Genomic DNA, 12,299 nt, shown 5'->3' with positions numbered 1-12,299 from the left:
ATGCTGCGCTTTTCCAAGATCCTGGCCGTCCTCCTCGTGCTGCTGGCCGTGGCCCTGGCCGTGTACGCCTGGCTGCTGAGCCGCAACCCGGCGCCCACCCGCCCGGCCGCAGCGCCCGTGGCCAGCGTACCCACCGCGGCGCCGGCCGCCACCTATGCCGTGGTGGTGACGACCAAGACCGTTCCCGCCGGCCAGCCGATCCCGGCCGACGCGCTGCAACTGGCGCAGCTGCCCATCAATCCTGCCGGCGCCTTCCGCAGCCCCGCGGACGTGGCCGGCCGCGTGCCGGTGCTGGACCTGGGCGAAGGCACGCCGGTTCTGGAGGCGCAGCTCAGCACCGGCCTCGCCCTCAAGCTGGCCGACGGCGAACGGGCCGTGGCCGTGAAGGTGGACGAGGTGATCGGCGTGGGCAATCGCGTCACGCCCGGCGACTACGTGGACGTGTTCTTCACCCTGAAGGCCGACGGCCGCGACATCGAACGCAGCCAGGCCCGCCTGCTGATGGCCCGGCTGCGCGTGCTGGCCTTCGGGCAGGCCTCGGTGGACGGCAACGCCAGCCGCGCCGAAGGCAGCAATGGCCGCGTGAGCACCGTCCCGGCCGGTGGCCAGCGCGCCGAGGCCGCCCGCACGGCCGTGCTGGCCGTGCCCGTGGCCGACGTGAACCGCCTGGTGCTGGGCGAGACCACGGGCCGACTGCTTCTGGCCCTGCGCAACCCGGCCGATGCGGCCGAGCCCGATCCGCGCCTGTTCGCCGAGCTGCCGCCCGCGCTGCAGCCGCTGCCCGCCACGCGCGGTGACAAGGTTCGCGCGCCGCTGGAAGGCATCGACCGCGCCCAGGCCGGCCTGGCCGTGGAGGACCTGGCCAATGGCGGCGCCCGCACGGCCCGCCGACCGGTGGCGGCCGCGCCATCGAGGGCAGCCGACCGTCCCGCGCCTTCGGGCCTGGAGGTGGAAGTGATCCGCGGCGACCGCCGCGAGACGGTGCGCTATTGAACTGCGCCATGGAAACGCCCACTGCCCGCTCCTCACCGACCACAACCATGCGCCTGCGCTCCTTCCGCTTCTCCGCCCCCGCCGTCCTGGTGCTCGCCGTGCTTGCACCCGCCACGGCGCCGACGGCCTCGGCCGTCACACCCACCGCGGACCTCGACCGGCTGGTGCTGACCATGGGTACGCAGAAGGAACTGGTGTTCGACAGTGCCGTCGAGCGCATCGCCATCGCCGACGAGTCGGTGGCCAGCGTCACCGTCGCGCGCCGCACGCCGGGCTCGCCGGCCGCGCGGCTGGTGATCACCGGCAAGGCGGCGGGCGGCACCTCCCTCATCGTGTGGGAGAAAGGCAAGCCCGCGGGCCGCACCTATGCCATCGAAGTTCAGCGCCGCACCGCCGTGCTCGAAGGCAGCAGCGACAGCCTGCCGGAGCACCGCCAGGCGCGCGAGACCGCGCTGGCCGCCTTCACCGACAAGGCCGCGCTGACCGACCGCTCCAGCGTCCAGGTCAAGAGCCACACCGTGCAGGTCGACGTGAAGGTGGTGGAGTTCAACCGCAGCGTGCTCAAGCAGGCTGGGCTCAACATCTTCAGCACGCGGGCCAACTCGCACGGTTTCAGCTTCGGCGTTTTCACGCCCACCTCGCTCAAGAGCACCACCTACAACAACGACGGCTCGCTCACCACCGACGCCAACAACCCGCTGTCGCAGGCCTTCAACCTTCTGTTCAACTTCGGCCGTGCCGGCATCGGCCTCAACGTGGGCTTCCTCGAAGGCAACGGCCTGGCGCGGGTGCTCGCCGAGCCCACGCTGGTGGCCCTTTCGGGGCAGAGCGCCAGTTTTCTGTCGGGCGGCGAACTGCCCATTCCGGTGCCGCAGGGACTGGGCACCACCTCCATCGAATACAAGCCCTTTGGTATCGGCCTGACGCTCACGCCCACGGTGCTGGCCGACGACCGCATCGCGCTCAAGGTGGCGCCCGAGGCCAGCGACCTCGACTATGCCAACGCGCTGAGCCTCAACGGCGTGCCCGTGCCCGCCATCACCACCCGGCGCGCCGACACCACGGTGGAGCTGGGCGACGGCGAAAGCTTCATCATCGGCGGCCTGGTCAGCCGCAGCACCACCTCCAACGCCGACAAGGTGCCGCTGCTGGGCGACCTGCCGGTGCTGGGCACCTTCTTCAAGCAGAACCGCTACCAGATGAGCGAGAAGGAGCTGGTGATCGTGGTCACGCCGCACCTCGTCAAGCCCATCGCCCGCGGCACCGACCTGTCGCCCTACCTGCCCGGCGCCAACGAACAGCGCGACGGCCCGGTGTGGCGCTCGATCTTCACCGGCAACGTGCCCGGCAGCACGAGCCTGCCCGGCTTCTCGCGCTGAGCCCTTCGTGAACGACGAGCGCACCATGAACGCCCCGCGCGACCGCTTTCCCGACGCTGGCAGCGCCACCTACGTGTTCGTGTGCACCGACCCGGCACGCGTGGCCTGGATGACCGACACACTGGCGGGCCAGGGCGTGGTGGTGCCCCTGCGCACTGGCGCGGGCATCGAGGAGCGCATCGGCATGCTGGCGCCGCAGGCCGTGCTGATCGACTTCGGCGGCGGCGGAGCCGAGGACGCGGCCGCCCTGCTGCAGCGCCTGCGCCGGGACTGGCCCGCGCTGCCCGTGGCCGCGGCAGGCCTGGCCACCGACCCCGCCGCCACGCTCGGCGCCCTGCGTGCCGGTGTGGACGACTTCATCGATCTGGCCGGCGCCGCCGAGGATGCGCAGGCCACGCTGCGCGCGCTGATGCAGCGGCGCGCCGCCACGCAGCGCACCGTGCGCGGCGGCACGATCGCATTGATGGGTGCACGCGCCGGCGTGGGCACCACCACGCTTGCCACCAGCCTGGCCCTGCTGCTGCAGGAGCAACTGGGCGGCCCGCCGGGCGCCGCACCGCGCAACGCCGCGGCCACCCAACGCCGGGGCGTCGCCCTGCTCGACCTGGGCCTGCCGGCGCGCGACGCCCTGCTCTACCTGGACACGCCCAGCGAGTTCAGCTTCGTGGACGGCGTGCGCAACCTGCGCCGCATCGACCCCACGCTGCTGCAGACCGCGCTGGCCCACCACGACAGCGGCGTGGCCCTGCTGCCGCTGCCCGCCAGCCTGGCGCAGGTGCGCGAGATCTCGCATGCCGACTCGGCCCAGCTGATCCGCCGGCTGGCCGACTTCTTCGACCTGCAGGTGGCTGACCTGGGCGGCTTCTCGTCGGTGGACTTCATCGCCCAGACCGCCCGCGAGGCCGACCGCGTGTGGGTGGTGTGCGACCAGAGCATCGGCGCCATCGTCTCCACCGCGGCGCTGCTCAAGGACCTCAAGGCCAAGGGCGTGGACCTGAAGGACTTCGCGCTGGTGGTCAACAAGTTCGACAGCCATGTGGAGCTCTCGGCGCGCGAGATCGCCGCGCGGCTCGAACTGCCGCTGGCCCATGTGGTGCCAGCGCGGGCCGCCGCCCTCAATGCCGCCGCCAGCCGCGGCGAGATGCTGGTGCGCACCGCGCGCAGCGATGCGTACACCCAGGCGGTGGCCGCGATGGCGCGCAGCCTGCGCGAGTCGCCGCCCGGCAGCGGCCAGGGTGTCCACGCGCCGCGCGCCGCATCCGCGACCGCGGGCCGCTGGCGCGCCCTGGGCAAGCAGATCGGCAGCCTGTGGAAGAAAGAGGGTTGAGCGCCATGTCCCCCGACATCCAGTTCGCCGACGACGACCAGGCCTTCGTCGGCTCCCAGCAGTTCCAGGACATCAAGAACTGGACGCACGAGCACCTGCTCACCCGCATCGAGGAGCTGGGCGCCGAATTCGGCCGCTGGTCGCGCGCCTCGATCCAGCAGTTCGTCGAGCTGGAGCTCGACAGCTTCGTGCGGCTGCAGCGCGTGCCGATCAACGAACGCGAGATCCAGCTGGTGGCCGACGCGCTCACCAAGGAGCTGGCCGGCCTGGGCCCGCTGGAGGACCTGCTGAACGACCCCGCCGTCGAGGACGTGCTGATCAACGGCCACAAGAACGTGTATGTCTCGCGCCGCGGCATCCTCACGCGCGAGCAGATCCGCTTCTCGGACGACGAGCATGTGCTGCGCATCGTGCGCCGCATCCTGGCGCCGCTGGGCCGGCGGCTGGACGAGTCGAACCCCATGGTCGATGCGCGCCTGCCCGACGGCGGGCGCATCAATGCCGTCATCGAGCCATTGGCGCTGGACGGCATGTCGGTGTCGATCCGCAAGTTCCGCAAGGACCCGCTCACGCCGGCCGAGCTGGTCAAGCTGGGCACCTTCGACGCCGGCATGTCACAGGTGCTGGAGATGGCGGTGCGGGCGCGCTGCAACATCCTGGTCTCGGGCGGCACCAGCTCGGGCAAGACCTCGCTGCTCAATGCGCTGACCACCTTCATCCCCGAGACCGAGCGCGTCATCACGATCGAGGACACGGCCGAGCTGTCGCTGGCCAATGCCCATGTGGTTCGGCTCGAAAGCCGCCAGGGCGGCTTCGATGGCGCAGGCCTGGTCTCCATCCGCGACCTGCTGCGCAACAGCCTGCGCATGCGGCCCGACCGCATCATCGTGGGCGAGGTGCGCGGCGCCGAGGTGATCGAGATGCTGCAGGCCATGAACACCGGCCACGACGGCTCGATGGGCACCATCCATGCGAGCTCGCCGCGCGAATGCATCTACCGGCTGGAGATGCTGGCCGGCTTTGCCGGCTACCAGGGCAGCGAGGTGAGCCTGCGCCGGCAGATCGCCAGCGCCATCGACTTCATCGTGCAGATCGGCCGGCTCTCGGGCGGGCAGCGGCGCATCCTGTCGCTGTCGGAAGTGACGGGCGTGAACGACAACGTGGTCGCCATGCAGGAGCTGTATCGCTACGAGCCGCAGGTCGGGCCCGATGGCGAGGAGCGCGACCGCTGGGTGTCGCTCGGCATCGCGCCGCACTCGCCCAAGATCGCACGCCTGCGGCAGACGATGGCCCGTTCCGCACCGGGCACCGCGGAGGGACGCCGTGGCTGACGCACCCCGCATCGGCCTGCTGCTGCTCGGCGCCCTGGCGCTGATGCTGGCCGCGGGCGGGCTGCTGCTGTGGCAGTGGGCGGCCACCCGCCAGAGCCGGGCGGCGACGGTGCGTCACCTGGGCGAGCAACTGGCCGTGCTCGATGCCGAGGCCGGCGCGCCGTCACGCGGGCGAGCGCCGCCGCCGTCCACGCCGGCCGGCGCCATGCCGCCGGCCTCGGCACCGGCCGACGGGGCGCTGGTCGACCCCTGGGCCACCCCCACCGACGCTGCCACCACGTCCAGCGCCGCCGGCACCGGACGCTTCGACGCGCTGATTCCGCCCTGGCTTCAGGGCGCCCTGTCGGCGCCGCAACTCGGCCTGGGCCTGCTGGCGCTGGCGATCCTGGTGTCGCTGGCGGGCATGCTGGCTGCGGCGCCCGGCGTCATCGCCGCATTGGCCGTGCTGCTGCCGCTGGCCGCCTTCGGCCTCTGGTGGCGGGTGCAGAAGTTCCGCCGCCGGCTGGTGGGCCAGCTGCCCGGCTTCATCGACGCGATGGTGCGGCTCATCACCGTGGGCAACTCCACGCAGGCGGCCTTCCAGCTGGCCATTCCGAGCGCACGCGAGCCCCTGCGGACGTACCTGGAGCGCACTGCGGGCCTGGTGCGCGCGGGCGTCGACCTGGACCGCGCCCTGGCGCAGACGGCCGACAGCGTGCGCGTGCAGGAGCTGCACCTGATGGCCGCCGTGCTGGGGCTGGGCGTGCGCTACGGCGGCCGGGCCGACCTGCTGCTGGAGCGGCTCGCGCACTTCATCCGCGACCGCGAGCAGGCCGACCAGGAGCTGCACGCGCTGTCGGCCGAGACGCGGCTGTCGGCCTGGATCCTGGGCCTGCTGCCGCTGATCGTCGGCGGGCTCATCGTCACCAACAACCCCGACTACTTCCTGCGCATGTGGCACGACGGCACCGGCCGCATGATGGTCCTCGGCGGCGCCGGCCTGCAGCTGCTGGGCGCGGCCCTGCTCTACCGGGTGGCGAGGCTGTGATGCCGCAGCATCTCAGCCCCACCCTGCTTGCCGCGCTCAGCGTGGCCGTGCTCGCGCTGGGCCTGCTGGTGCTGGGCGCCGCGCTCATCAGTGCGGAGCTGCGCCGCCTGCGCCACGAGCGTGCGCTGGACCGTGCCCTTGCCCACGGCGCCAGCCTGAGTCAGGCCGGCGATCCCAGCGCCCATGTTCCGCTGGGGGCGCCCGGCGTCAGCGACCTGCCCGTGCACTGGCTGGACACGCGGCTGGGCCGGGCCCTGGTGGCCGACGAGGACCGGCGCCTCATCGACCAGTGTGGCTTTCCGGCGGTGCGGGCACAGCTCATCTTTCTGCTGCTGCGTCTGGGGCTGGCGCTGCTGCTGCCGGTGGTGGTCTACATGGCGTGGGCGGGCAGCCAGCCGCCCGCGCGGGCCATCGCCGGACTGGCCTTCGGCTTCACGCTCGGCTTCATGGGCCCCAAGTGGCTGTTGGCGCGGCGCGCGGCCGACCGGCGCGAGCAGGTAGCGCAGGAGCTGCCGCTGTTCGTCGACCTGCTGCGCCTGCTGCAGGGCGTGGGCCTGAGCCTCGACCAGAGCCTGCAGATCATGGCCACCGACTTCCACCATGTGCTGCGGGTGCTGGGCTTCGAGCTGGGCATCGCCAACCGCCAGTACGCCCAGGGCCGCACCCGTGAGCATTCGCTGCAGCGGCTGGGCACGCTGCATCGCAACGAGGACCTGGCCAGCCTGGTGATGCTGCTGGTGCAGGTGGACCGCCACGGCGGCGCGGTGCAGGAGCCGCTGCGTATCTTCAGCGAACGGCTGCGCGAGCGCCGCCGCATGGAGATGAAGGAGCGCATCGGCCGCATCACCGTGAAGATGACCGTGATCATGGTCACCACCCTGCTTCCCGCCTTGCTGGTGGTGACGGCGGGGCCCGGCTTCCTCGCCATCATCCGTTCCGTCGGGAGTATGAGATGACATCCCAGATGACACCCCCCATGCCGCTTCGCGGCTCCCCCCTCTCCGGCGCCTTCGGCTTGGAGGGGGGCGCACCCGCAGGCCTGGCAAAGCCAGTTCCTGGGGGGCCCTGGTGTGGCCTGCTCCGCGGCCTTTCGACACGGGCCAATGCGGGCGCTTGTTGTCGCCGCACGAGAAAGGAGTCGCCCACGCACAGGATTTCCGTGATCGCCCTCAGCCTTCTCTGCCTGGGCCTCTCGGCCTGCGGCAGCACGCCGCGGTCGGACTATCCGGGCGCCGGCGCGGCGCGCGAGCGGCAAAACGCACAGGCTGCCGCCGATGCCGTGCCGGCCGGCGAAGGCGCAGGCGCCATCGACAGCGTGGGCACCTACCTGCGGCTGATCGAGCGCATGCAGCAGGACGGTCTGTGGTTCGCCTCGCTGGCGCATGTGGATGCGCTGGAGGCCCGGCACGGCGTGCTGCCGGCATCGACCCGGCTGCGCGCCGACGCGCTGCGGCAGACGGGCCAGGACGCGGCCAGTGCAGCGGCCTACCGGCGCCTCGTCGGCACGCCGCTCGAATCGGCCGGTTATCACGGCCTGGGCCTGCTGGCCGGCGGCCGGGGCGACTTCGCCGAGGCCGCCCGACTGATGGAACAGGCCCGCCGCAGCACGCCCACCGACGGCCTGCTGCTGAGCGACCTGGGCTATGCCCTGCTGCGCGCCGGTCGCACCGAGGCCGCCCGCGTGCCGCTGATGCAGGCAGCCCAGCTGCGTCCCGACCAGCCGCAGGTGCAGGCCAACCTGGCGCTGTATCTGCAAGCCAGCGGCCGGGCCGACCAGGCCAGCGCACTGATGGACGCCCAGGGCCTGCCCCCGGCGAGCCGCGAGGCGATCCGCCAGGCGGCACGCGATCTGGCCAGCGGCGCGAGCGCCGTGTCCACTGCGGACCTGCCGGCCGGCTTCGCCGCCGGCGGCCTGGCGCTGCGCACCGCCACCCGCGCCAGCCTGCCCCGTACCGCGACAGCCACCGCGACCGCCGCCGCACGCGGCGCGGACGGCGCGCCTCTCGCCCCCGATACCGGAAGGACGCCATGACGAAGACCACCCTGCTTTCCCTGCTGCTCCTGGGCACCGTCACCCTCGCACCGGCACGGGCCCAGACCCCGTCGGCAGCCAGCACCCCGCCCCCCTCCGGGAGCCGCCAGGTGATGCCCGTACAGGTCCAGTCCGTGCCCGCCACCGCCGTGCAGGCGCCCGCCACGTCCGCCCCGCCCGGCATCGTTGGCGCCACCGCATCGGCCGAGACACCCGCCGCCACCGACCAGGCCGCGCTGCCCGTCGGGGCGGCCACGCAACGCCTGCTGGCGCTGCAGCGGGACGGCACGCTGGCCTCGGCGACCCCGCGCCCCATTCCCGGCGAAGTGGCCCACCGCAGCTACGAGCGCTACCTGAGCAGCTTCAATCACCCGATCCCCGACCGGTACGGCTCCTCGGTGTCGGTGCGCCCCGGCGCCACCGGCGCGAGCACCTCCACCGGACTGGGCCGCTGAGCGACATTCGCCATGCCACGGCCGGCCCGACCCCCCACGCGCCCCCGACTGCGCCGCAGCGCATCGGTGCAGCGCGGCGTGTACTCGCTGGAGTACGCGATAGTGTTCCTGCTGTTCTTCGCACTCGTCTACACCATCGTCTGCTACGCGATCGTGTTCGGCTTCCGCTTCGGACTGCAGAACGCGGCGGAGGATGGCGCCCGCGCCGCACTGCGCTACCAGCCCACCCTGGCGGCGCGACAGGCCGCCGCCCAGACCGAGGCCACGCGCAAGGCCACGGGATGGCTGCCGGTCACGCCGAGCGTGGCCTCGCGCATCGTGTACGAGAACGGCAGCAGCTGCGACGCGCAGCTGGCCAACCGCTGCAGCATCGAGGTGACCGTGAACGCACCCGGCCTTCAGGACGTGCTGCCGCCCTTCCCAGGCTTCGCGTTGCCGGACGAGGTCGGGGCGCAGGCCCGCGTGCTGCTCGACGGGAGGTCGATGTGAGGCGTCGTCCGGTGACGGCGCGCGCCGTGCGCACAACACGCAGGACGCCGCGCGCGCAACAGCGTGGCGTGGCCGCCATCGAATTCGGACTGGTGTTCATCGCGCTCTTCATCGTGCTCTACGGCCTGGCCACCTTCGGCTCGGTGTTCTACACCCGGCACCAGATCACCCGCGCCGCCGAGGACGGGGCCCGCGCCGTGGCCATGTACAACGCGCCCAGCGAGGCGCAGATCCAGGCGGTGGTGCGCGGCTCGCTGGCGGTGCCGCTGTCCACCGCGACGGGTCTGGAGATCAGCGCCACCGCGGCGGCCGATCCGGTGGTGGTGACCGTGCGGTTTCCCTATCGCAGCAACGCGATCCTGCCGCTGCTGCCGCTGGCGGACCGCTTCATCCCCGATGTGCTGCAGGCCCGTGCCAGCGCGGCACGGCCCTCCTGAGGAACCGGCATGGGCCGACGCCGCCATCGCCTGCCCCACCGTTGCGGCCCGCAGCGCCAGCGCGGCTCGGTGGTGATCAATGCGACCCTGGCGCTCGCCGTGCTGATCGTCGGGCTGCTGGGCACCGAGCTTGGCTACCTGCTGCTGACCAAGCGCGATCTGCAGAAGGCGGCCGACCTGGCCGCGCTGGCCGGCGCCCAGCAGGTGCAGCCGGCCAGCTGCGTCAACGCGCAGCAGGCCGCTCTTTCCAACGCCAATGGCAGCGGATCGCAGGACACCCAGCGCAACCTGCCGCGCGAGTTCAGCCTGGCGGCCGGCGACGTGGAATGCGGCCATTGGGAAGCCACCGCGACCGATCCCTCGGGCCGCCGCTTCCAGCCCGGCGTGCAGCCCTTCAACGCCGTGCGCGTGGCCCTGCAGCGCACCCCGGCGGTGATGCTGCCGGCCCTGCCCGGCAATGCGGCCGCCCCGCTGGCGGTCGAAGCCATCGCGGCACGCCAGCAGCCGCAGGCGGCGCTGAACATCCGCAGCACGCTGCTCACCGTGGACTCGTCGCGGTCGGTGCTGCTCAACGCGCTGGTGGGCGGACTGCTGGGCGGCTCGCTCGACCTGGGCGTGGGCAGCTGGAACGGGCTGCTGCAGACCGATGTGCAGTTGCTGCGCTTTCTCGATGCGCTGGCGGTGGACCTGAACGTGGCCGCCGGCGACTACGACACCCTGCTTCGCACCGACGCCTCGGTGGGCGTGCTGCTGGGCGCGGCCATCACCGCCTTGCAGGCCGGTGGCGACACCGGCGGCACGCTCGATGCGGCCATCACCGCGCTGCGGGCGATCCAGGTCGCGGCCCAGGGCGCGGGGGCCCTGCCGCTGATGCAGTTGGGCGAACTGATCTCGGTGCAGAGCGGCACGCCGGCGGCCGGGCTGGAAGTGCCGGTGCAGCTGTTCCAGCTGGTCGAGGCGGTGGTGCAGGCAGCCAACAGCAAGAGCGCGGTGTTCGCCTCGGTGCCGGTGTCGCTGCCGGGCCTGGGCACCGTCTCGGTCAAGACCAAGGTGGTCGAGCCGGCACAGATCACGGCCATCGGCAATCCGGCACTGGCCCGGCTCGATCCGATGGGCGCGGACCGGATCTTCGTTCGCACGGCCCAGGTGCGCACGCTGGTGTCGGTGGAGCTGGGCGGGCTGCTCGGGACGGTGAATTCGCTGCTGGACACGGTCACCGGCCAGATCGCGCCGCTGACCAGCTTCATCAATGGCGTGCTCAACCTCAACCTGGTGGCGGCCATCGGCAACTTCCTGGGTGGCCTGCTCTGCCCACTGCTGGGCCCATGCCCGTCGGCAGAAGCGCTGTCGGTGCGCATCGCCCCCAGCCCGCGCATCGACCTGGGCCTCGGCGTGGGCGGCGGGCGAGCGTACGTCAGCGACTACAGCTGCACCGGCAGCGAGGCCAAGACGCTCACCGTGCCCGCGTCCACGGCGCTGGGCGAACTGCAGGTGGGCAGCTTCGGGGCCACCACGGCCGCGGCGGAAAACGCCTTCTTCTCCTCCTCGGAAATTCCGCAGACGGCGCCTGTCTCCATCCTCGAGCTCGGCCGGCGCACCGTGCGGCCGGACAGCTGCCTGCTCACGCTGTGCAGCGGCCTGCGCTGGAAGAAGGGCAGCGCCTGGGTGACCGATGCCAAGCAGGCGGACTTCACCCTGGAATCGGCCCTGGGCCTGCGCGCCGACACCACCGCAGCCGGCAGCAGCCAGACCCTGCAGTACGCCGCCCCGGCCGCGTCCGACCTGCCCGAGATCGATGCGGCCGCGCCGGCCTACCAGGCCATCTCCTCCACCGGCATCGTGGGCAGCCTGGCGAACACGCTGGCCAAGGTCGACATTCAGCCCTACCGCAGCACCAGCAGCGGCACGCTCGGCAATCTGCTGTTCGGCACCACGAGCCTGATCAACGGCCTGCTCGGCTCGCTGCAGACGGTCATCAGCGGCCTGCTGTCGCCGCTGCTCGATCCGCTGCTGGACTTCCTGCTCGACACGCTCGGCATCGACGTCGCCACCACCGAGGTCGGCGCCCGCCTGAGCTGCCGCCGCGGCGCCGAACTGGTGTTCTGAATCGCATGAGCGTCTCTCCCGCCTTCGACGAACTCGACCTCTACGTGTGGGAGGGCAAGGCCGACATCCTGGACCGGGTGGCGCGCTGCATGTCCAGCTTCGACGTGGAGGTGATCCGCGCCGACGACCGCTTCATGAGCCTGCCCGAGCGCGAGCAGCCGCTGCGCCCGTCGCTGGCCGTGATGAGCGTGACGGCCATCGATGGCGGCGGCCTGCCGCATGCCACCGAGCTGCTGCAGGGCATGCCGGTGATCTGGGTGGGCGCGAGCACCCGCGAGCGTGACCCGCGTAACTACCCTCCCGAGTACCTGCACGTCCTGCCCTACGACTTCACCTGCGCCGAACTGCGCACCATGGTCGCCAAGCTGGTGCGCCAGCTGCGCGCCCGCGCCGCCGAGGCGCCGGCGCCAGGCGAACTGGTGGCACTATCGGAGCCCATGAAGGCGCTGCTGGCCGAGGTCGACACCTTCGCGGGCAGCGACCATTCGGTGCTGGTGCAGGGCGAGACCGGCGTGGGCAAGGAGCGCGTGGCGCAGCTGCTGCACCATGGCCATCCCACCTACGGCAAGGGTGCCTTCGTGGCGGTCAACTGCGGCGCGATTCCGGACGGCCTCTTCGAGTCGCTGTTCTTCGGCCATGCCAAGGGCTCCTTCACCGGGGCCGTGCATGCCCACCGCGGCTACTTCGAGCAGGCCACCGGCGGCACGCTGTTCCTGGACGAGA

At 72.1% G+C, this 12,299-nt stretch carries 12 protein-coding genes; all 12 read left to right on the top strand.

Annotated features, from left to right (window positions below; translation table 11 throughout):
- Complete coding sequence (gene cpaB, locus QZ772_RS06550) at positions 1-993, top strand: Flp pilus assembly protein CpaB (protein ID WP_295524155.1); 993 nt, start codon at positions 1-3, stop codon at positions 991-993.
- Positions 994-1,040: 47 nt separating this feature from the next.
- Positions 1,041-2,372: a type II and III secretion system protein family protein gene (locus tag QZ772_RS06545; RefSeq protein WP_295524154.1), complete on the top strand. Its 1,332-nt coding sequence runs from the start codon at positions 1,041-1,043 to the stop codon at positions 2,370-2,372.
- Between the two features lie 7 nt (positions 2,373-2,379).
- Positions 2,380-3,699 (top strand): histidine kinase, encoded by a 1,320-nt coding sequence (locus QZ772_RS06540; protein WP_295524152.1) that lies wholly within the window; start codon positions 2,380-2,382, stop codon positions 3,697-3,699.
- A 5-nt stretch (positions 3,700-3,704) separates the two neighbouring features.
- Positions 3,705-5,030, top strand: coding sequence for a CpaF family protein (locus tag QZ772_RS06535; protein WP_295524150.1), 1,326 nt, complete (start codon positions 3,705-3,707; stop codon positions 5,028-5,030).
- The gene (locus QZ772_RS06530) at positions 5,023-6,057 is read left to right on the top strand and encodes a type II secretion system F family protein (protein ID WP_295524148.1); all 1,035 of its coding nucleotides are present in this window, start codon (positions 5,023-5,025) and stop codon (positions 6,055-6,057) included. The genes QZ772_RS06535 and QZ772_RS06530 overlap by 8 nt, the downstream gene beginning before the upstream one ends.
- Entirely contained in the window at positions 6,057-7,013 is a 957-nt protein-coding gene (locus QZ772_RS06525; protein ID WP_295524146.1) for a type II secretion system F family protein, read from the top strand. The genes QZ772_RS06530 and QZ772_RS06525 overlap by 1 nt, the downstream gene beginning before the upstream one ends.
- Positions 7,014-7,216: 203 nt before the next feature.
- Complete coding sequence (locus tag QZ772_RS06520; RefSeq protein ID WP_295524145.1) at positions 7,217-8,089, top strand: tetratricopeptide repeat protein; 873 nt, start codon at positions 7,217-7,219, stop codon at positions 8,087-8,089.
- The gene (locus QZ772_RS06515; protein ID WP_295524144.1) at positions 8,086-8,544 is read left to right on the top strand and encodes a DUF3613 domain-containing protein; all 459 of its coding nucleotides are present in this window, start codon (positions 8,086-8,088) and stop codon (positions 8,542-8,544) included. Before QZ772_RS06520 ends, QZ772_RS06515 begins: the two co-directional genes overlap by 4 nt.
- Before the next feature lie 12 nt (positions 8,545-8,556).
- Complete coding sequence (locus QZ772_RS06510) at positions 8,557-9,033, top strand: TadE/TadG family type IV pilus assembly protein (protein WP_295524143.1); 477 nt, start codon at positions 8,557-8,559, stop codon at positions 9,031-9,033.
- 68 nt (positions 9,034-9,101) lie between these two features.
- Positions 9,102-9,470, top strand: coding sequence for a TadE/TadG family type IV pilus assembly protein (locus tag QZ772_RS06505; protein ID WP_295524141.1), 369 nt, complete (start codon positions 9,102-9,104; stop codon positions 9,468-9,470).
- 9 nt (positions 9,471-9,479) lie between these two features.
- Positions 9,480-11,576 (top strand): TadG family pilus assembly protein, encoded by a 2,097-nt coding sequence (locus QZ772_RS06500; RefSeq protein ID WP_295524139.1) that lies wholly within the window; start codon positions 9,480-9,482, stop codon positions 11,574-11,576.
- A 5-nt stretch (positions 11,577-11,581) separates the two neighbouring features.
- The coding region (locus tag QZ772_RS06495) for a sigma 54-interacting transcriptional regulator (RefSeq protein ID WP_295524137.1) at positions 11,582-12,299 on the top strand (718 nt) is incomplete at its 3' end.

The organism is uncultured Pseudacidovorax sp. (assembly GCF_913773995.1).
Lineage (GTDB): Bacteria > Pseudomonadota > Gammaproteobacteria > Burkholderiales > Burkholderiaceae_C > Xenophilus.
The sequence above is the reverse complement of the archived record's forward strand: the minus strand, read 5'-3'. Positions and strand labels throughout refer to the sequence as shown.

Bases quoted from the DNA above. Each gene is read 5' to 3' on its own strand.
- cpaB (WP_295524155.1), top strand. From the start codon at position 1: ATGCTGCGCTTTTCCAAGATCCTGGCCGTCCTCCTCGTGCTGCTGGCC.
- QZ772_RS06545 (WP_295524154.1), top strand. From the start codon at position 1,041: ATGCGCCTGCGCTCCTTCCGCTTCTCCGCCCCCGCCGTCCTGGTGCTC.
- QZ772_RS06535 (WP_295524150.1), top strand. From the start codon at position 3,705: ATGTCCCCCGACATCCAGTTCGCCGACGACGACCAGGCCTTCGTCGGC.
- QZ772_RS06525 (WP_295524146.1), top strand. From the start codon at position 6,057: ATGCCGCAGCATCTCAGCCCCACCCTGCTTGCCGCGCTCAGCGTGGCC.
- QZ772_RS06515 (WP_295524144.1), top strand. From the start codon at position 8,086: ATGACGAAGACCACCCTGCTTTCCCTGCTGCTCCTGGGCACCGTCACC.
- QZ772_RS06510 (WP_295524143.1), top strand. From the start codon at position 8,557: ATGCCACGGCCGGCCCGACCCCCCACGCGCCCCCGACTGCGCCGCAGC.
- QZ772_RS06500 (WP_295524139.1), top strand. From the start codon at position 9,480: ATGGGCCGACGCCGCCATCGCCTGCCCCACCGTTGCGGCCCGCAGCGC.